Genomic DNA, 17549 nt, shown 5'->3' on the forward strand with positions numbered 1-17549 from the left:
CTGCGGGAGGAAAATGAAGCAAATCAAAAAATAACGCTAATAGAAAATGCCGTTAAAAACGAAAAGCATGACAATACACAACGCCTACTCATGGAATACTTGGAAAGTGAAAAACCAAACATCAAGCAACCAGATAAGTCGCCCAAGAATTTTAGGTCGACACTAGCAATCAAACATATGCGCGAATATGAGTGTATCGAAAAATACGGCGCCCCAGCCAATAGCCAGGCTTTCGGGAGTGGCGAGCAAAGGCGATAACGACGGTTTCTTCCGGCAACTCGATCGCGACAACGTCAAACGGGAAGCGCTCCAAGATCAGTCTCTTTGCACCGATTTCGCCAGCTTCTTCCGAGAGGGGAGATAAAGGGATGAAGTTTTCTTCAATGATGTCAATGGCAGCTTCAATAGCAACGAAAAACTCTGTTCCGAGTCCAGGTTGCTCGTATTCGTACCAAGCTGCAGCCTCCATCGCGCTTCCTGAGAGGCTTCTTCGAATATTCTTGCCGTTCGCACTTACTGGCCCAGTCTCGCCCGCATCTTGGTTCGGAATTCTTCGCGACTTAACATTGTGCCCTTGCCGCTTTTGGCCTTGGATGCACGGCGAACGATTTCCTTATTCCAGGCCTGCTCAACGGAGTCGTCACGGGGGCCATCCAGGCTCATGATGAGCTCGCGAGCCAGCGCCGCGCGTTCTGACTTGGAGAGAGTCAAAATCTGGGAGCGTAGGTGATCCAGCGTTTCGGTAGTCATGACGCCTCCGCGAGTAGCGATAAAGTTATGCTATGCCGTCTGATAAGCCCTAACAAGGCCAGTCACGGAAACGGCATTGCGGTTTCACATTGATGCCGCAGCCGCACGTGCTCAGTGGCATTATATTCACATCGCCTAATCCGGCCATTCAAAAGGCTACCCACTTTCCCGATAGGGAAAACCAGAGCGCCATCGGCCCACCGCTTTGCTATTTTTCCCTATCGGGAAAACCCGGTTATGCTGGTGTCGTGTCGGCTCGTTTTGCCGCGAAAGGCTTGATTGGCCACCCATCTGCGCCAGCTTTGAGGTTCCATGCGAAAGATTCTGCTCGCCGACAACGGCTCCCTGCGCCCTGCCGCGACGCTCAATCTGCGTCGTCTTGCCGACGCCTTGAGCCAGGCCACGGGCGAGGCGGTCGAGGCCGCATCGCTCCTCCACTCCTTCAAGATTCCGCCCGAGCAGCTCGGCGGGCAGAAGGCTGTATCCGTGGGGCCGCTGGCCGAACGATATGCGGCCGAGGGCGTGACGGAGCTGCTGATCCTGCCCTTCTTCTTCGGGCCCAGCCAGGCGCTGACCCGCTACCTGCCGGAGCGTCTGGCCGAGGTGCAGGCCAGCTACCCGCAGCTGTCGGTGAAGGTCGCCCCGCCGCTGGTCGATACGCTGCTGGCGCCGGACCTGCGCCTGGCCCGGCTGCTGGCGGAGAACGTGCGCGAGCGAATGGCCGGCCTATCGCGCCCCAAGGTCGTGCTGGTCGATCACGGCAGCCCGATCCCGGAGGTCACGGCGGTGCGCAACTATCTCGCCGGGCAACTGAGCGCGCTGCTGGCCGATGAGGTCGACTGCGTTACTTTCGCTTCGATGGAACGCCGTGACGGCGACGCCTACCGCTTCAACGAGCCACTGCTGGAGACATTGCTGGCCTCGCCGGCCCTGGCCGAAAGTGACGTGATCCTGTCCATGCTGTTTCTTTCCCCGGGCCGTCACGCCGGTGAAGGCGGCGATATCGCGGAGATCTGCGCGCAGGCAATGTCGAACTCCCCCGGCCTGAATCTCGTGACGACCCGACTGGTGGGCGAGAACGACGCCATTCTGGAACTCCTCGCCACTCGCCTGCGCCAAGCGCTGGCCGGCGGGCCGCGGCTGATGGAGATGCCCGCGAGACATATCTCGACTTGCCCCCTCCGCCCCCACTCATGAGTCTTGCCTAAACGCCTCCCTTTGGCGACATCGCAGTCCAGATCAGGAAGTCCCCTCGACAATGACAAAGGTTCCGGTACCGGCTTCGGCACGCAAAACCTTGGCGGCCTGGTAGTCAGGACTTTCATAGAACCGCTTGGCCTCGGAGAACGACTCGAACTCAAAGATCACATGTCGCTCATGGGCCTCGCCTTCGAGATTTTCATAAAGCCCCGACGCTGCAATGACTTTCGGGCTGAAACTCTTCATCGCGTCACCGGCGGCTTTTGCATAAGCGGCGTAGGCCGTTGCATCCGTAATACTGACATGTCCGATCAGATAACCTTTGGGCATAGTAATATCTCTTTCGCTGCGGGTGTATTGCCTTCGACGCAGAGCGTGGTGATGCCTAACAATGTCGAAGGTACAGAAGCCGATGCTAGTTCGACGCGACAGGCGTAACAGGTTGCGGGTACCTAGTCGCATCCTGATGATCGATCATCCAACCGGGATACTCGGGAGGTAGCGCACTTACGGCCTCAAGCCGGGCAAGCTCCTCCTCGGTGAGAACGACATCGACCGCGCCAAGATTATCTTCGAGCTGTTCGACTCGCTTGGCGCCGATAATGACGCTGGTGACATGCGGCTTGGCGAGTAACCAAGCGAGCGCGATCCGAGCGACCGAAATGCCCCGTGCGTCGGCGATCGCACGCATTTCGGCAACACACGGCCAGGCGCGATCAAGATTGACCGGGGGAAAATCGAAATGACTACGTCGTGAACCTTCTTCGGTGGGCGCCCCGGGGCCGAATTTTCCAGACAGTAAACCGCCAGCCAGTGGCGACCAGACCAGCAGCCCCATTTGCTCCTCGGTCACGAGTGGCACCAGGTCACGTTCAACGTCACGCCCGGCGATCGAATAATAAGCCTGGAGCGTCTCGAAACGCGTGGCACGGAGTGCAGCACTCAGCCCGAGCGCTTTACCGATCTTTCCAGCGCGCCAATTCGAGACGCCGACGTACCGAACCAGCCCCTGTCGGATGAGATCGTCGAGGGCACGCAGCGTTTCTTCGATTGGCGTGACAGGATCGCTGGCGTGAATCTGGTATAGGTCGATATGGTCGACCTGCAGCCGTTCCAGGCTTTGCTGCACCGAATCGGTGATATGTCCGCGAGATGCCCCCTGCTCGTTGGGCTTCGGGCCCATCACGCCGCCAGTCTTCGTCGCCAGCACGATGTCGCTACGGGATACGCCAAGGTCTCTCAGCGCCTGCCCGACAACACGTTCAGATTGGCCGAAAGAATAAATGTCGGCGGTATCGATAAAGTTTATCCCCTCGGCCAGCGCTCGCGCGATCAGCTGATTCGCCTCGTTCTGGCTGACTGCCCCAATTGCTTTCCACATGCCGGCATCGGCGTTGCCGCCCAACGTCATGGTGCCGAGGCACAGCTCGGATACATACAGGCCGGTGCGGCCCAGTCGTTTGTATTTCATGATCCTTTCCCGACGTATAGACCCAAAGAACACCTATGAACCCGTTGGATAGCAGCCCACGCACATGGATTTCAGTGGCTAGAGTATTTTCCCGCCTTGAACTGCCCGGCGATCATCACCACACGGGCGCCATAGCAGCGTGCCGTCTCAAGATCCCCAGGCGACATCTCTTGAGGTGACGCATCGGCGGGCGTCTGCGCCATGGGCCCGATATAGGAGCCCATACGATTCAGATCATCTCGCCTCGAGGCTTTCACGTTGGCCGGCTTGATATCCATGCTGACCCAGATGCCGCCGTGCTGTCCGGCCAGCAGAACGAAGTATTCCAGCGTATTCAGCTTGTCGCCGTTGACACTGGCACTGTTAGTGAAGCCGCCGAAAATCTTGTTTTGCCACTGGCCTTCGAACCACGGCTTTGATGAGGTATCCGCGAACTTCTTAAACTGCCAGCTGGGGCCGCCCATGTAGGTGGGGGAGCCAAACAAAATCGCATCTGCCTCGGCCAGCGTATCCCAGGCTTTATCGTCAATATTGCCGTCGGCATCGATCGCGACCAGCACGGCATCGGCGCCTTCAGCGATCGCTTTCGCCATACGCTCGGTATGCCCATAGCCAGAGTGGTAGATGACGACTGTGTTAGTCGGTGGTGTTCGTTGCGTCATGACGGCTCTCTCCATTTCATCGTCCTTCCAGGACAATAGGAAAAATGAATTTACTGGGTCGCCACCGAGTTATAAATTACGTTAAATAGAACGCACTGTTACCTTTTTGGTGAACAATGAAGAATCTCGACGCCCTTTTGATCTTTTCCCGTGTCGCCGAAATGACGAGCTTCACTCGTGCCGCGGAGAGCTTGGGTGTCCAAAAGGGGCGTGTTTCAACGGCGATTCGTGAACTCGAGCGGGATGTCGGTGCGACTCTCCTGCATCGGACCACTAGGCGGGTCCAACTGACTGAAGAGGGACGCGTCTTCTATTCACGTGCACGCGACCTGTTGGCCGAAGTACAAGAATTACAGTCAATGTTCGCAGATCAAGCGGGGCTTCTACGGGGAAGATTGCGGGTCGATATGCCAACCGAATTGGCGCAAAGCGTAGTGATACCCGCACTACCTCAACTGATGAAAACGCATCCAGAGTTGGAACTGGAACTTTCCAGCACCGACCGGCGTGTCGATCTCGTTGAGGAAGGATTCGATTGCGTGATCCGCCTGGGCCCGATCATCGATGAGACGCTGGTGGCTCGTCCACTTGGCAAGCTGCGCATGATCAATGCTGCGAGCCCTGGCTATCTCGCGAGCTACGGCATGCCGAACACGCTCGATGACCTACAAAGCCAGGGTCACCGGATGATTCACTATACCCAAACGCTCGGTGCCCGGCTTGCCGGATGGGAATATCCGGACGGCTCCAGCTATGCGACGCAGACGCTGCCAAGCGCGATACACGTCAACAGTGTGCAGACCTATCATGCGGCTGGACTGGCGGGGATGGGTTTGATCCAGGCGGGATATTTGTCACTCGCGCATCACATCCAACGGGGCGCGCTAATAGAGGTCCTGCCAGATCTGCGCCCCGAGCCTCTCGCCGCGTCGCTCGTCGTGGCCCATCGGCGTAATCTGTCGCAGCGCGTCAGAGTCTTCATGCATTGGATCGAGACAGTGCTGAAACCCTACTTCGATTGACCGCCAGCTATCGTGACCCAACCAGCAGGAACTTATCGACGCCGATCACTCTCATGACAAGGCCAACTTCATGAGCGACCTTCACAGCGACACCGTCACCCGCCCCAGTGCCGAGATGCGACGGATCATGCTCGATGCGCCGTGAAGGCGAGGCCTACCGGTTCAACGAGCCGTTGCTGGAAGATCTGCTGGCGTCAACCGCGTTAACCGACAGCGATGTGATCCTCTCCATGCTGTTTCTTTCCCCGGGCCGCCACGCTGGCGAAGGCGGCGATATCGCGGAGATCTGCGCGCAGGCTATGTCGAACTCCCCCGGCCTGAACGTCGTGACAACTCGGCTGGTGGGCGAGAACGACGCCATTCTGGAACTCCTCGCCACTCGCGTGCATCAGGCGCTGGCCGGCGATCGGCACCCAGGACGACTGACCCGCGCTTCGGCTGGGACAGGAGTGTTTGCCGCAGTTCTCTACTTCATCGCTGCCAGCACGCGCCCGAACTCCTGCCGCCAGCCCTTAGCATATTGCACCGGGTCGGCGGGGAACCGCCCCAGGTCCACTGCGAAATCGAAGAAGCGCCGAGCCGGCAGTGTTTTTGCGAGTCATTGGATGGTGCCCGATGTACGCATCCAACTTTTGTCCGTAAGCAGTCAAAGGTCGTCACTGACCCTGATCACGTGGCGACTGAACTGACTGCGGTTCTAGCGGCTCTCTGTCGTTGGCGTACCGCGTCGGCGGAGTGCCAACGTGGCGCGTGAAGGCAACGCTGAAAGTGCTCGCCGAACTGTAGCCGACCCGCTCGGCAACATCGGCGATACGACTCTGATCGTTTCTCAATATTCGCTTGGCTAGCGCCATGCGCCAGGCGAGCAGATATGCCATCGGCGCAAGACCGACCGTCTGTTTGAAGCGCTCGAAGAAAGCCGACCGTGACAACGCCGCCTGCCGCGCCAATTCTGCAACCGTCCACGCGTGTGTCGGCTCGGCGTGCATGGCACGTATCGCGTTCGCCAGGCGATTATCGGCGAGCCCGAGCACCAGGCCGGGCGAGGCCGCTGTTTCTCCGGTGACTCGCAGCGCTTCGATCATCAGCACTTCCAGCAGCCGCGACAGCACCATATCGCGCGCCGGCCGATCGGCGCGCGACTCTTCACTGACAAGCTTGACCAGCATCGCCAGTCGCTGCTGACCGCGAATATGCACGCGTTGCGGCAACAGCGAGACCAGCAACGCCGCGTCGGGAGATTCGAAATGACAATGGCCGATCAGCATGCGCACATCGGGCGCCGCATCTGCCGCGCCGAGCCGGAATACGCCGTCGCCAATGGCGACAGGCCAGTTCTCGACATCGAGTGGCGGTGGCGGATGACTGGACGCGACGATGTCCTGCGCCGATGGAGCCAGCAGGAAATCACCGGCAGTGAGATGGATCGGTTCCCCGGCACCGGGGGAGGAGAGGCACTCGCCTTCCAGCACGACGCAATAGAACAAGTCGCCCGGATCGCTGCGGCGCACGCGCCAGGGGCCGCCACCAACGATCAGCTTGGAAAACCGCATGCTGGGCTGTAGCAAGGAAACCACCTCGGCCAGCGGATCGATCATGGTCGGACTCTCGCCAATGAAATTTGGATTATGGGTTGTAGTGAGTGCGGTCAGTGACGCCTATCGTGTGTAGCTCAATGTTCGGATCACAGGAGTTCCCATGAAGACGGTTCTGATCACGGGTTGTTCGTCCGGTTTCGGCTTGGAGATCGCGCGGTATTTTGTTGAGCGCGACTGGCGTGTCATCGCCACCATGCGCACGCCGCGCGCGGATGTATTACCGACCTCCGATCGTCTACGCGTGCTTGCGCTCGATGTGACCGATCCCGCCGGCATAGCCGCGGCCGTCGACGCCGCCGGCCCGATCGACGTACTGGTCAACAACGCCGGCGTGGGCGCGGCCGCACCGTTCGAACTCACCGACCCGGACCTGGCACGTGCGCTGTTCGAGACCAACACCATCGGCACCATGGCGATGACCCAAGCCTTCCTGCCGCAATTTCGTGCTCGGGGCGCCGGCACCATCGTCAATGTAACCTCGACGGTCACACTCAAGGCATTGCCGCTGCTATCGATGTATACGGCCAGCAAGGCCGCGGTGAATGCGTTCTCGGCGTCATTGGCCATTGAGCTTGCACCGTTCGGCATCGGTGTGCGCGTCGTGCTGCCCGGCCGTTCGCCCGAAACGCAGTTCGGCGATAACGCGTACCGTCACGGCCTGGAGAGTGCTGACTACGCGGATCTGATTCAACAGACTATCGCACGGATCACCGACGAATCGGGCTCGATCACCCATGCCACGGATGTAGCCGAGGCGGTCTGGCGTGCAGCAACTGATCCGGCCGCGCCGATGCGCATTCCCGCAGGTGCAGACGCCCTGGAATGGGCGCGAGAAGCCGGCCTCCCAACGGCTACTACGTCATAGCCGCCAGCACGCGCTCGACCTCCTCCCGCCAAGCCTCGGCCTGCCGTGCCGGCTCGGCGGGGAATCGCCCGAGTTCCACCGCCAGATCGAAGAAGCCCTGCGCCGGCAGCCCTTCCCCGCGGCGGCTGACGACCAGTGCCGCGATAAAGGGCCGGCCATGCAGGGCATCCTCGCGCATCGTGCTCTCCAGCGCCTGGGCGACACGCTGGATGGTGCGCGGCGGCTGTAACCCCAACACCTCGGCGAGCTGCTGGTAGGTCAGCGGCAGGGTTTCGCGAGGCGCCGTTTCGAGAAGCTGACGGACCTGCGCGGGTAGCGAGACGTTATCGGTCATGACTCTCTCAGGCGTTGGGATCGAAGAGCTTCACTTCGCGAATGTCGACGCGCTCCCAGACCCGCCCGGTCATGTAGGGCTCGGTTTCGAGCCAGGCGTCAAGATCGGCGCGGTCGTCGAAACGAAAATGCGCGTTGGAGCCGATCATCTTGCCCTCATCATTCAGGATCGCGCCGCCACTGAGAAACTTCCCCTGCGCGGCAAGCTCACGCACGCCGGCCAGATGCGCATCGCGATTGGCCAGCCGGCGGTCGAGCGCCTCATCATCCGTGTAGTCGTAAGCCACTACGGCGTACTGTGTCATGCGCTTCTCCTGTCGTTCAGACGTTTTCGAAAATGATTCGCATCATGCGTCAGCCCTGCTGGCGAGACAAATCGATATTGGCGATAGGTTCTCTCGATTTCGTGACACGCGAGCTCTCGATTTCGTGACACGTGAGCTCTCGATTCCGCGATACGCGAGCATTGCCGCTACAATCTCTCAGCAACTCCAACACCACGCGCAAAGGGCCCAATTTCCATGATCGATCTTCGCAGCGATACCGTCACCCGCCCGAGCGAGGCGATGCGTCAGGTGATGTTCGAGGCGCCGCTGGGCGATGACGTCTGGGGCGACGATCCCAGCGTTGCACATCTGGAAGCCTATATCGCCGAGCGTACCGGCAAGGCGGCGGCGCTGTTCTTCCCTTCCGGCACCCAGAGCAACCTGGTGGCGCTGTTGAGCCATTGCCAGCGCGGCGATGAGTACATCGTCGGCCAGCTGGCACACACCTATCGGATGGAGGGCGGTGGTGCGGCAGTGCTGGGCGGCATTCAGCCGCAGCCGATCGAGAACGAAGCGGACGGCACGCTGCCTCTCAAGAAGATCGAGGCCGCGGTCAAACCGATCGATCCTCACTTTGCCCGCACGCGCCTGCTGACACTGGAGAACACCTTCCACGGCCAGGTGCTGGAGGCGAATTATGTCGAAGAGGCCACGACACTGGCGCGGCGTTACGGCCTGGCGACCCATCTGGACGGCGCGCGAATCGGCAACGCCGCGGCCGCTACCGGGGCCAGCCTGAAGGCGCTGTGCCAGCCCTTCGATACGATCTCGATCTGCTGCTCGAAAGGGTTGGGAGCGCCGGCCGGTTCGGTGCTGGTCGGCGCTGCCGATTTCATCGAGACGGCGCGACGCTGGCGCAAGGTGGTCGGCGGCGGCATGCGTCAGGTCGGTATGCTCGCGGCGGCGTGCGAATATGCGCTGGAGCATCATCTGGCGCCACTGACCGAAGACCACGCCAAGGCCGAGCGTCTGGCGGCAGGTCTCGCCGATATCGACGGCATCACGGTAACAGCGCAGGCCACCAACATGGTGTTCGTCGCATTTACCCGCCCGCAACTCGACCCTGCGCATCTGCATGCCTGGTTAAAGGAACGCGACATCCTGGTCGGTGCGCTCTATGCGCCACGCTTCGTGACCCACCGCGATGTCTCGATGGCCGATATCGACCGGGTCGTCGCCGCCCTCGAGGAGTACTTCGCCCGCTGACGGACTCGACGAGCTCAGTCGAGTCGCGTCGACGAGGACGTATTGGGCCGGGTTGGCGCAGGCGAAGAAGATCGGGCCGGAGCGTCGTCAGCGCCGCCATCGCCGGCGGGTGCGCCGGGATCGCAGGCACGCCGTGCGGTGGAGACGGTCGATCCGCCATCGTTGCCATGGCAGATCGAGCCACCGCCGCTGGGCCGCTGCTCGCGGGTCTCACGCGGATAGGTGAGCCCAGGGCTGACATGGACATCCAACCGGTTGGGCACATAGTCGGCGCGACCGTCGCGATCGTTGTCCGGGAGTCTCACGCGGTGGCCGGTTTTGGGATCGACCACCGAGACACCGTCGGCGACGGCGACGGCGGGATAACCGACCAGCGTCGTGCCCGCCAGCGCGAGAGCGATCAAGGTCGTTGCCAGCGTGATGCGACGCCTGGCGGGCGTGAAGAACGTTGCCATGGTCCACCTCCGGTAGGATCCGTTACCACTAGAGTGTAGCGTCCGCCAGGATTCAGGGCGGAGATTCACTGGTCTGGGAGAGCCATTCCCACAGCGCCGCAGCGGCAGGCCTGAGCTGGCGACGGCTGGGGCGGACCAGCCAGAACGCTTCATCCGTTGCCATGTCGAGATCGAACGGCGCGACCAGGTCCCGGCTGGCCTCGAGCAGGCGGCGATGCGACAGCGCAACTCCACCGCCATAGGACGCCAGCGCCAGCGTCGTCACGTGCGTATCGCAGATCATCGCCTGACAGCGGTGCTCGAGACCGGCGAACCCTGCCTCGACCAGCCAGCGCGGCCAGCCGGCGGCGAACCCGGCGGCATGCAGCAGCGTCTTGCCGGCAAGATCCTCCGGCGAGTTGAGTTCCGCCGCCAGCGCGGCGGAGCAGACCGGCAGCAACCGCTCTTCCCCCAGACATTCCGCTGTCACGTCGCTCCAGTCGCCATGCCCATAGCGGATCTCCAGATCGGCCCCTTCGGCGCCAAAATCGTCCGCCCAGATGGCGCTGACCAGACGGAGCGTGATCTCGGGGTGCATCCGCTGAAAATGAATCAATCTCGGCGCCAGCCAGGTCTGCTGCATCGCCGGCGTGGCGCGTAACGTCACCGGCGCGCCGGGGCTGGGGCCGAAGACTTCCGATGTGCCCTCGGCCAGCCGGCTGAATGCGCCCTGTACGCTGGGCAGCCAGGCTTGCCCGGCCGGCGTCAGCGCCAGACTGCGCGGATAGCGGACGAACAGCGGCTGGCCGACGCGATCCTCGAGGAGCCGGATCCGCTGGCTGATCGCCGACTGGGTGACGCCGAGTTCGCGCCCGGCCTCGGTAAAGCTCAGCGTTCGCGCCGCGGCTTCGAACGCCTGCAGCCATAGCACCGGCGGTAGTTCCGACATGACGCTCCCAAAGATGATTCGTTGGCCCAAGAGACAAAGCTGGTCATTAGCCAAACTTGGCCTTAGCGGTCAGATTAATCGTTTGTCATGTCACGACGCAATCCGCATCCTAGTGACACGCAATAACACACGTTACTAACACAGATGGCAATTTCAGCCATCGAGGAAGTGCCCTGTTGTCATCCGCTCTTTTGTCGTCCGCTCTTTTGTCATCCGGAGGCGCCTTCAACGACGCTCTGACTGCTCGTCAGGGCCAGACTCCCATCGACATGGCCGAACTGCGCCGCTATCGCCAGGGCAACGGCGCCACGGAGGCTGCGCTGGCAAGCGCCGTCCAGGAGGCTCGACGTCTGACGCTGACCTGGTCGGATGGCCGAACCGGCCAGTTTCCGCTGATGTGGCTACGCGATCACTGCGCCTGTGATCAGTGCCGTCATCCGATGACGCGTGAACGCCTCTACAAGCTGCTCGATGATCCCTTGTGGGAGCGCTTCGCCTCTGACGAAGCGCTGGCGTCGTTCGAGTTCGATGTCGATTCGCTGACGCTGATCTGGCAGGACGACCACGTGTCACGCTTCGACGCCGGCTGGCTACATCAGCGCTGTCCAGGGCAGGAGCTCGCGACCTTGCTGCCGACACCGCCCCCCTGGCACCAGGGCTTCACGCCAAGCCACGTCAGCCATGCCGATTTCGTCGGTGGCGGCGATGGTCGCAGCCGCTGGGCCAGCGCCCTGCTGCGCGACGGGCTGGTGATGCTCGATCACGGGCCGTGCGAGCTGGAAGAAGTGTCGCGTATCGCGGAGAGCATCGGGCCGATGCGCTCGACCAACTTCGGCGGCCGGTTCGACGTGCGCTCGGTTCCCAATCCAAACAACGCCGCTTACACGGCGATCGGTCTTGAGCTGCACACCGACCTGCCCAACTGGCGCCAGCCGCCGGATATCCAACTACTTTACTGTCTCGAGAACGATGCCGAAGGTGGCGAATCCAGCTTCGCCGACGGCTTCGCTGCCGCCGAAACCCTGCGGGTGGAAAACCCCGAAGCGTTCCGGGTGCTGTCGGAAACACCGATCGACTTCCGCTTCCAGGACGAAGGCCACGATATCGCGGTGCGCGAACCGGTCATCGATCTGGATGCCGAAGGCCGCCCCTGCGAGATCCGCTTCAACAACTGGATCCGCGATACGCTGAGCCTGCCATCGGATCGGATCGAGGCGTGGTATGACGCCTATCGCGCGCTGTGGCAGATCCTGCGTCGCCCGGAAGGACGCGTGGAACTGACGCTCGCTCCTGGCCAGATGGTCGCCTTCGACAACCGCCGCGTGCTACATGGTCGCAACGCCTTCGACCCCAACACCGGCAAGCGTCATCTCCAGGGCACCTATCTCGACCTGGACATGCTGCAATCACATCTACGGGTGCTGTCGAGATGAACCGGACAGCGTTGCGTTGATGCAAGCCGCCCGAGGTTATGGATTCGATCCACTAACCGGGCGGCTTTTCTGCGTGTATCCCTGGTACGCGTGCGCGCCGAGACCGCGCGCCTATGCGGAGGAGATACGCCAATTGAGGGAACGACAGGAGACAATAAATGAAACGAGCGACAACGATTTCCGCCCTGACGCTGACCACTGGCTTGCTGATGGGCGCCGGCCTGACGTTGGTCAGCGCGAGCGCGGCGCAGGCCGCCGACACCGTCACCTACGGCGTGCCGGCCTGGCCCGGCATCACCGTGAAGACCGAGATTGCCCGCCAGCTGCTGGCACCGCTGGGATACCAGGGCAAGGCCCAGGAGATCGGCCTGCAGGTGATCTATCAGGGCCTCGACACCGGCGACGTGGACGTCTTCCTGGGCGCCTGGCTGCCGGCGCAGAATTCGATGCTGGAACCGCTGGAAGCCGACGGCAGCATCACCCGCCTGGCCACCAACGTGACCGGGGCGCAGATGACGCTGGCCGTGCCCGATTATGTCTACGATAGCGGCGTCACGTCGTTCGCCGATCTCGATGCGCATCGTGACGAGTTCAACGGCGAGATCTACGGCTTCGGCGCCGGCTCCGCTGCCAGCGAGATCCTCAACAAGGCGATCGATGAGGACACCTGGGGCCTGGGCGACTGGACGCTGGTCGACACCAGCACGGTGGGCATGCTGAGTGCCGCCAAGAGCCACATCGCCAACGAGGAGCCCATCGTCTGGGTCGGCTGGACACCACACTGGATGAACCTCGAGCTGCCGATGCGGTATCTCGGCGATTCGAAGAACCTGTTCGGCGAGGGCAACGGCGCCAGCGACGTACGCACGTTGATGGCAAGCGATTTTGCCGACGCCCACCCCAACCTGGTCACCTTTTTCAACCAGTTCTCGTTTTCTGCCGAAGAGCAAAGCTGGATGATCAAGCAGTACGGCCAGGAGGAGAAATCGATGGAAGAGGTCGCCAAGACCTGGATCGAAGATCATCCGGATCGCGTCGAAGCCATGCTCGACGGCGTCGAGACCCAGGGTGGCAAGCCTGCATGGCCAGCCGTCGAAGGCGCATTCTCGTTCTAGAATGTGAGAGTAATCCAGGTGTCGCGATTCGTGCTCGCGGCACGATGGCCGCTGGCAAAATAACGTTACAATTTCATGCCGATTTTTTTTGATCTCTCTCGGAACTAATCGGAACGGCTCGCACTCTGAGTTAGTGTTCCCTTGAATGATCCCTTACTCGCCCACCATCCCCTGGTGGGCATTTTTTTGCCCGGCTTTTGTTTCCCCCACTCGCTGACTTGAGTCTCCGCCCCATCGAGCCACGGCATCACGACAACGGTGGCACCCGCCCGGCCATCTCCGCGGTCATGAAGTCGACGAACTGTCGAATCCGCGCGCTCTCGCGTGCTCGTTCGCTGTAGAGCAGATGAAAATCCGCTCGGATCCCCTGCCACTGAGGCAGCACGGACACCAGCTCACCGCTCGCCAGATGCTCGTGAACGTCCCACCACGAACGCAGCAACACGCCATGGCCATCCAGCGCCATCCGCGTCATGGCTTCGGCGTCATTGCTGGCAAGCCGGCCCTGAACGCGAATGGCGCGCAGTGTGCGCGTCTCGTCGGTGGCCTCGAACCGCCACAACGAATAGTCGCTGTCGTTTTCGCGCACGATCAGGCAGCGATGCCGTGCCAGATCCTCCAGCCGTTCGAGCTTCGGTGACTGCGCCAGATAGCCGGGCGCCGCGCAGAGCATGCGGCGGTTGGCGAGCAGGCGTCTGGCGATCCAGCGCGACGCCGGCGGCTCACCGACACGGATGTTGATATCGAACCCCTGCTCGTCGAGCCCCACCGGAAAACTGGTGAGCTCCAGCAGCAGCTCCAGCTGGGGATGAAGCGCGGCAAAACGTGAGATCAGTGGCGCGACATGACGCCGACCGAAACCGAACGTCGCATTGATTCTCAGCCGACCAGACAACGCAGCACTCTGATCTCTCAGCGAGTTTTCCAGGTCGCCCAGATCATCGAGGATCATCGCGCCGCGTTTGAGGTAGCGCTCCCCCTCCGCCGTCAGCGCCAGTCGCCGCGTCGTCCTCGCGGCCAGCGATACGCCCAGACGCGCCTCGAGCTGCTGCAGTCGTTTGCTCACCGTGGACAGGGAAAGCCCGAGTTCTCTGGCGGCGCCGGTCAAACTACCGGCCTGGGCGACCCGCTGAAAGAAGGCCAGATCATCGACCGCCGACATAAGATTCTCCACTTGAGCGAAATAGTCGCTTCGATTCTAGCCCGATTATCCCGAGCCGCTCAGTGGCTACACTGCAGTCAGCGCAGAAAGAAACTCAAGCCGAGGCCAAGCCGATGTTCGAGGGATTCCGGAAGTTCGATATCGAGGTGAGAAACGACATCGCCATTCATGGCGTGATCGGCGGCGAAGGCCCGCCGCTGTTGCTGCTTCACGGTCACCCGCAGACCCATGTCATCTGGCATCTGCTGGCACCCCGTCTGGCCGATCGCTACACCGTGATCGCGACGGATCTGCGCGGCTATGGTGATTCTGGTAAGCCCAAGGGTGATTCTGGTAAGCCCAAGGGCGATTCCGGCAAGACCGAGGGAGACGAACGGCACCTCAGCTACAGCAAGCGCCGGATGGCGCATGACCAGGTTGCGGTCATGCAGGCGCTGGGGTTCGAGCGATTCTTTCTCTGCGGCCACGATCGCGGCGGTCGGGTAGCGCATCGGCTGGCGCTGGATCACGCCGACCGGGTGATCAAGCTGATGGTGCTGGATATCGCGCCGACGTTGGCAATGTACGAGGCCACCGATCTGGCTTTCGCCACTGCCTACTGGCACTGGTTCTTTCTGATTCAGCCCGCGCCGCTACCGGAATCCTGGATCGAAGCCTCGCCCAGCGACTACGTCACTCGAATCATGGGCGGTCGTCATGCCGGCCTGGCGCCGTTCGATCCTCGCGCCATCGCCGAGTACCAGCGCTGCCTGGCACTGCCCGGCGCCGCACATGGGATCTGCGAGGATTACCGCGCCTCCCGCACCATCGATCTGGAACACGACCGCGCCGATCGAGATGCCGGCCACCATCTTCGCGTTCCGCTCAACGTACTGTGGGGCGAGCATGGAACCATCGAGCGGTGCTTCGATGCGCTCGCCGAGTGGCGGGCAGTCTCCAGTGCCAGCGTCGAGGGCGGCGCCCTGCCCTGCGGACACTATCTTCCCGAGGAAGCACCGGATGCGGTCTTCCGACAGCTCATCGACTTCATGAGGTAACTCGACCATGGTTCAACAGAAAGCCCAGAAAAAGGCCCACAAGATTGCCGTGATCGCCGGCGACGGCATCGGTATCGAGGTGGTTCCGGAAGGTCTGCGCGCGCTGGAGGCGGCCACCAGGCGCTTCGATATCGAGTTGGAGTTCGAGCATTTCGAGTTCGGCAGCTGCGACTACTACCTCGAACACGGCAAGATGCTGCCGGATGACTGGTTCGAGATCCTGTCTGGCTTCGACGCCATCTTCTACGGCGCGGTGGGCTGGCCGGACAAGGTGCCGGACCACATCTCGCTGTGGGGTTCGCTGCTGCAGTTCCGGCGCCACTTCGATCAATACATCAACCTGCGGCCCTGTCGTCTGATGCCCGGCATCAAGAGCCCGCTGGCCGATCGAGAGCCCGGTGATATCGACTTCTACGTGGTCCGCGAAAACACCGAAGGGGAATACTCGAGCATCGGCGGCAAGATCTTCGAGGGTACCGAACGGGAAACGGTGATGCAGGAGACCGTGATGACGCGAACCGGCGTCGACCGGGTGCTGAAGTACGCCTTCGAGCTGGCCCAGAGCCGTCCGCGCCGGAAGCTGACCTCCGCGACCAAGTCCAACGGGATCTCGATCACCATGCCGTACTGGGACGAACGGGTGAAGGCGATGGCCAAGAGTTATCCGGACGTCAGCGTCGACCAGTTCCACATCGATATCCTGACCGCCAATTTCGTGCTGCATCCGGACTGGTTCGACGTCGTCGTCGCCAGCAACCTCTTCGGCGATATTCTCTCCGACCTCGGCCCCGCCTGTACCGGCACCATCGGCGTCGCGCCCTCGGCAAACATCAACCCGGAAGGCAAGTTCCCGAGCCTGTTCGAGCCGGTCCACGGCAGCGCGCCGGACATCGCCGGCAAGGGCATCGCCAATCCCATCGGCCAGATCTGGTGCGGCGCAATGATGCTCGAGCATCTCGGCTTCAAGGAAGCCGGTGACGCGATGGTCAGCGCGATCGAGAAAGTGCTGGCGAGCGACGACAAGTCAGCGCTCACCCCGGACCTGAAAGGCAAGGGAACGACCCAGAGCCTGGGCGAGAAGATCGCCGCAGCGATCGGTTGATGCAAGGCGGCGACGGCGAGCTGGAGCGCCGTCGCCGGTCACCCAGAAAGTCATTTTTCGTTCTGGTCGCTTACGATCCGGCGCACTCGAGCATGAAAAAACGATCTTGGAAAGGCTTCTTCAACGTTTCGTTAAACTGTATCGAAAGCGAATGAATAATATCGCTGTAGAACGCTTTCAGCTCAGGCTTCAAATCCCCCTCTGCCTGGTGCTGATCGATATAATAAGCTGCTCGGACACCGTTGAACTGCTGAATATTTCCGACTTGAAGGAACGCCAGCCCGAATCGACTCAACAATCTGGCTAGCCGAGGCTCCATCAGGGCCAGTGCGTGTCTTCTCTCCATCAAGCCAATCATCACGGTCGAGGCCAAGTATACCGAGATACCTAATAGCGACGACACTTTATAGTCGTTGTCCGTGGCTGGATAACCAGACCATTCTTTCTCCGCTCCGGATTGTCTCTTACGGTAACGCCCCAGAATAGCTGCGCGTGAGACTTCACAGATCAGGTTTCGAGGCAACGCATCTGGATTGAGTTCAGCATGGGAGAATTCGCCACGTGAATTTGATTCGATAGGCAATTCACTGCGAACAGAGCTTGGATAGATAACGCGAATACAGGCTACTGGCTCCTGCGTAGCACGATGACGAATAAAGCAATGAAGAGCCGATTGATCGAACTCATCGTATTCCAGTTGTCGCGCAGGCTCGCCTGGCATTGAGTGGCCGAACTCCTGAGTGTAGACCTGGTACCGCAAACGATAGACGTACTGCTTCTCGGATTCCGAGGTTGCCAAGACAAATTCGAACTGCTGATGAAACTGATCGTACAGACTCATCTCAGGTGCCCCACATTTAAAATGGCATAACCAATTGTTATAC

At 61.1% G+C, this 17549-nt stretch carries 21 protein-coding genes; 9 read left to right on the forward strand and 12 right to left on the reverse strand.

The window, feature by feature from the left end; translation table 11 throughout:
* Positions 1–169 precede the first annotated feature (169 nt).
* The gene (locus tag DOM36_RS00545; protein ID WP_110640555.1) at positions 170–469 is read right to left on the reverse strand and encodes a hypothetical protein; all 300 of its coding nucleotides are present in this window, start codon (positions 467–469) and stop codon (positions 170–172) included.
* 44 nt (positions 470–513) lie between these two features.
* Positions 514–750 carry an addiction module protein gene (locus DOM36_RS00550; protein WP_110640557.1) on the reverse strand — a complete coding sequence of 79 codons (237 nt, stop codon included), beginning with the start codon at positions 748–750 and terminating at the stop codon, positions 514–516.
* 312 nt (positions 751–1062) lie between these two features.
* Between DOM36_RS00550 and DOM36_RS00555 the strand changes: the two genes are divergently transcribed.
* On the forward strand, positions 1063–1947 hold the full coding sequence (locus DOM36_RS00555; RefSeq protein ID WP_110640559.1) for a CbiX/SirB N-terminal domain-containing protein: 885 nt from the start codon (positions 1063–1065) through the stop codon (positions 1945–1947).
* A 42-nt stretch (positions 1948–1989) separates the two neighbouring features.
* Here the strand turns inward: DOM36_RS00555 and DOM36_RS00560 are convergent, their stop codons facing one another.
* From DOM36_RS00560 to DOM36_RS00570, 3 genes are all read right to left on the reverse strand, one after another.
* Positions 1990–2280 carry a DUF1330 domain-containing protein gene (locus DOM36_RS00560; protein ID WP_110640561.1) on the reverse strand — a complete coding sequence of 97 codons (291 nt, stop codon included), beginning with the start codon at positions 2278–2280 and terminating at the stop codon, positions 1990–1992.
* Between the two features lie 85 nt (positions 2281–2365).
* On the reverse strand, positions 2366–3421 hold the full coding sequence (locus tag DOM36_RS00565) for an aldo/keto reductase (protein WP_110640563.1): 1056 nt from the start codon (positions 3419–3421) through the stop codon (positions 2366–2368).
* A gap of 71 nt (positions 3422–3492) precedes the next feature.
* Positions 3493–4083 carry a flavodoxin family protein gene (locus tag DOM36_RS00570; protein ID WP_110640916.1) on the reverse strand — a complete coding sequence of 197 codons (591 nt, stop codon included), beginning with the start codon at positions 4081–4083 and terminating at the stop codon, positions 3493–3495.
* A 116-nt stretch (positions 4084–4199) separates the two neighbouring features.
* Between DOM36_RS00570 and DOM36_RS00575 the strand changes: the two genes are divergently transcribed.
* On the forward strand, positions 4200–5105 hold the full coding sequence (locus DOM36_RS00575; protein WP_110640565.1) for a LysR family transcriptional regulator: 906 nt from the start codon (positions 4200–4202) through the stop codon (positions 5103–5105).
* 134 nt (positions 5106–5239) lie between these two features.
* Positions 5240–5794: a CbiX/SirB N-terminal domain-containing protein gene (locus DOM36_RS20235; protein WP_198651150.1), complete on the forward strand. Its 555-nt coding sequence runs from the start codon at positions 5240–5242 to the stop codon at positions 5792–5794.
* Here DOM36_RS20235 and DOM36_RS00585 read toward each other — a convergent pair.
* Positions 5762–6703 (reverse strand): AraC family transcriptional regulator, encoded by a 942-nt coding sequence (locus DOM36_RS00585; protein WP_110640567.1) that lies wholly within the window; start codon positions 6701–6703, stop codon positions 5762–5764. The genes DOM36_RS20235 and DOM36_RS00585 overlap by 33 nt on opposite strands.
* Before the next feature lie 100 nt (positions 6704–6803).
* Here DOM36_RS00585 and DOM36_RS00590 point away from each other — a divergent pair, with 100 nt between their 5' ends.
* Positions 6804–7568 carry an SDR family oxidoreductase gene (locus tag DOM36_RS00590; RefSeq protein WP_110640569.1) on the forward strand — a complete coding sequence of 255 codons (765 nt, stop codon included), beginning with the start codon at positions 6804–6806 and terminating at the stop codon, positions 7566–7568.
* Here the strand turns inward: DOM36_RS00590 and DOM36_RS00595 are convergent.
* Positions 7558–7902 (reverse strand): hypothetical protein, encoded by a 345-nt coding sequence (locus tag DOM36_RS00595; RefSeq protein ID WP_110640571.1) that lies wholly within the window; start codon positions 7900–7902, stop codon positions 7558–7560. The two genes, DOM36_RS00590 and DOM36_RS00595, sit on opposite strands and share 11 nt — an antisense overlap.
* 7 nt (positions 7903–7909) lie before the next feature.
* Complete coding sequence (locus tag DOM36_RS00600) at positions 7910–8206, reverse strand: YciI family protein (protein ID WP_110640573.1); 297 nt, start codon at positions 8204–8206, stop codon at positions 7910–7912.
* 216 nt (positions 8207–8422) lie between these two features.
* On the opposite strand from DOM36_RS00600, the gene ltaE reads away from it, so the two are divergent.
* A complete protein-coding gene (gene ltaE / locus DOM36_RS00605; RefSeq protein WP_075568331.1) occupies positions 8423–9433 on the forward strand; it encodes a low-specificity L-threonine aldolase in 1011 nt (336 codons plus the stop codon).
* Positions 9434–9447: 14 nt separating this feature from the next.
* Here the strand turns inward: ltaE and DOM36_RS00610 are convergent, their stop codons facing one another.
* Entirely contained in the window at positions 9448–9888 is a 441-nt protein-coding gene (locus DOM36_RS00610) for a hypothetical protein (RefSeq protein ID WP_110640575.1), read from the reverse strand.
* Positions 9889–9940: 52 nt separating this feature from the next.
* Positions 9941–10816, reverse strand: coding sequence for a LysR substrate-binding domain-containing protein (locus DOM36_RS00615; RefSeq protein ID WP_075568333.1), 876 nt, complete (start codon positions 10814–10816; stop codon positions 9941–9943).
* A gap of 269 nt (positions 10817–11085) precedes the next feature.
* Here DOM36_RS00615 and DOM36_RS00620 point away from each other — a divergent pair, with 269 nt between their 5' ends.
* Entirely contained in the window at positions 11086–12249 is a 1164-nt protein-coding gene (locus DOM36_RS00620; RefSeq protein ID WP_110640918.1) for a TauD/TfdA family dioxygenase, read from the forward strand.
* 209 nt (positions 12250–12458) lie between these two features.
* Positions 12459–13364: an ABC transporter substrate-binding protein gene (locus tag DOM36_RS00625; protein WP_110640920.1), complete on the forward strand. Its 906-nt coding sequence runs from the start codon at positions 12459–12461 to the stop codon at positions 13362–13364.
* A gap of 247 nt (positions 13365–13611) precedes the next feature.
* Here DOM36_RS00625 and DOM36_RS00630 read toward each other — a convergent pair whose 3' ends face one another.
* Entirely contained in the window at positions 13612–14526 is a 915-nt protein-coding gene (locus DOM36_RS00630) for a LysR family transcriptional regulator (protein WP_110640577.1), read from the reverse strand.
* A 113-nt stretch (positions 14527–14639) separates the two neighbouring features.
* On the opposite strand from DOM36_RS00630, the gene DOM36_RS00635 reads away from it, so the two are divergent.
* Together DOM36_RS00635 and DOM36_RS00640 are read left to right on the forward strand one after the other, a co-directional pair.
* Positions 14640–15563: an alpha/beta hydrolase gene (locus DOM36_RS00635; protein WP_110640579.1), complete on the forward strand. Its 924-nt coding sequence runs from the start codon at positions 14640–14642 to the stop codon at positions 15561–15563.
* A 7-nt stretch (positions 15564–15570) separates the two neighbouring features.
* Positions 15571–16665, forward strand: a complete 1095-nt coding sequence (locus tag DOM36_RS00640) for a tartrate dehydrogenase (protein ID WP_110640581.1) — start codon at positions 15571–15573, stop codon at positions 16663–16665.
* A 70-nt stretch (positions 16666–16735) separates the two neighbouring features.
* Here DOM36_RS00640 and DOM36_RS00645 read toward each other — a convergent pair whose 3' ends face one another.
* Positions 16736–17506, reverse strand: coding sequence for a PEP-CTERM/exosortase system-associated acyltransferase (locus tag DOM36_RS00645; protein ID WP_157958519.1), 771 nt, complete (start codon positions 17504–17506; stop codon positions 16736–16738).
* Positions 17507–17549 lie beyond the last annotated feature (43 nt).

This window comes from Salinicola sp. CPA57, from assembly GCF_003206035.1.
GTDB classification, from domain to species: Bacteria; Pseudomonadota; Gammaproteobacteria; order Pseudomonadales; family Halomonadaceae; genus Salinicola; species Salinicola socius.

What these genes read in the sequence shown, in the direction of transcription:
- DOM36_RS00545 (WP_110640555.1), bottom strand. Translation starts at nt 469, where the DNA reads ATGGAGGCTGCAGCTTGGTACGAATACGAGCAACCTGGACTCGGAACA.
- DOM36_RS00550 (WP_110640557.1), bottom strand. Translation starts at nt 750, where the DNA reads ATGACTACCGAAACGCTGGATCACCTACGCTCCCAGATTTTGACTCTC.
- DOM36_RS00555 (WP_110640559.1), top strand. Translation starts at nt 1,063, where the DNA reads ATGCGAAAGATTCTGCTCGCCGACAACGGCTCCCTGCGCCCTGCCGCG.
- DOM36_RS00560 (WP_110640561.1), bottom strand. Translation starts at nt 2,280, where the DNA reads ATGCCCAAAGGTTATCTGATCGGACATGTCAGTATTACGGATGCAACG.
- DOM36_RS00565 (WP_110640563.1), bottom strand. Translation starts at nt 3,421, where the DNA reads ATGAAATACAAACGACTGGGCCGCACCGGCCTGTATGTATCCGAGCTG.
- DOM36_RS00570 (WP_110640916.1), bottom strand. Translation starts at nt 4,083, where the DNA reads ATGACGCAACGAACACCACCGACTAACACAGTCGTCATCTACCACTCT.
- DOM36_RS00575 (WP_110640565.1), top strand. Translation starts at nt 4,200, where the DNA reads ATGAAGAATCTCGACGCCCTTTTGATCTTTTCCCGTGTCGCCGAAATG.
- DOM36_RS20235 (WP_198651150.1), top strand. Translation starts at nt 5,240, where the DNA reads ATGCGCCGTGAAGGCGAGGCCTACCGGTTCAACGAGCCGTTGCTGGAA.
- DOM36_RS00585 (WP_110640567.1), bottom strand. Translation starts at nt 6,703, where the DNA reads ATGATCGATCCGCTGGCCGAGGTGGTTTCCTTGCTACAGCCCAGCATG.
- DOM36_RS00590 (WP_110640569.1), top strand. Translation starts at nt 6,804, where the DNA reads ATGAAGACGGTTCTGATCACGGGTTGTTCGTCCGGTTTCGGCTTGGAG.
- DOM36_RS00595 (WP_110640571.1), bottom strand. Translation starts at nt 7,902, where the DNA reads ATGACCGATAACGTCTCGCTACCCGCGCAGGTCCGTCAGCTTCTCGAA.
- DOM36_RS00600 (WP_110640573.1), bottom strand. Translation starts at nt 8,206, where the DNA reads ATGACACAGTACGCCGTAGTGGCTTACGACTACACGGATGATGAGGCG.
- ltaE (WP_075568331.1), top strand. Translation starts at nt 8,423, where the DNA reads ATGATCGATCTTCGCAGCGATACCGTCACCCGCCCGAGCGAGGCGATG.
- DOM36_RS00610 (WP_110640575.1), bottom strand. Translation starts at nt 9,888, where the DNA reads ATGGCAACGTTCTTCACGCCCGCCAGGCGTCGCATCACGCTGGCAACG.
- DOM36_RS00615 (WP_075568333.1), bottom strand. Translation starts at nt 10,816, where the DNA reads ATGTCGGAACTACCGCCGGTGCTATGGCTGCAGGCGTTCGAAGCCGCG.
- DOM36_RS00620 (WP_110640918.1), top strand. Translation starts at nt 11,086, where the DNA reads ATGGCCGAACTGCGCCGCTATCGCCAGGGCAACGGCGCCACGGAGGCT.
- DOM36_RS00625 (WP_110640920.1), top strand. Translation starts at nt 12,459, where the DNA reads ATGGGCGCCGGCCTGACGTTGGTCAGCGCGAGCGCGGCGCAGGCCGCC.
- DOM36_RS00630 (WP_110640577.1), bottom strand. Translation starts at nt 14,526, where the DNA reads ATGTCGGCGGTCGATGATCTGGCCTTCTTTCAGCGGGTCGCCCAGGCC.
- DOM36_RS00635 (WP_110640579.1), top strand. Translation starts at nt 14,640, where the DNA reads ATGTTCGAGGGATTCCGGAAGTTCGATATCGAGGTGAGAAACGACATC.
- DOM36_RS00640 (WP_110640581.1), top strand. Translation starts at nt 15,571, where the DNA reads ATGGTTCAACAGAAAGCCCAGAAAAAGGCCCACAAGATTGCCGTGATC.
- DOM36_RS00645 (WP_157958519.1), bottom strand. Translation starts at nt 17,506, where the DNA reads ATGAGTCTGTACGATCAGTTTCATCAGCAGTTCGAATTTGTCTTGGCA.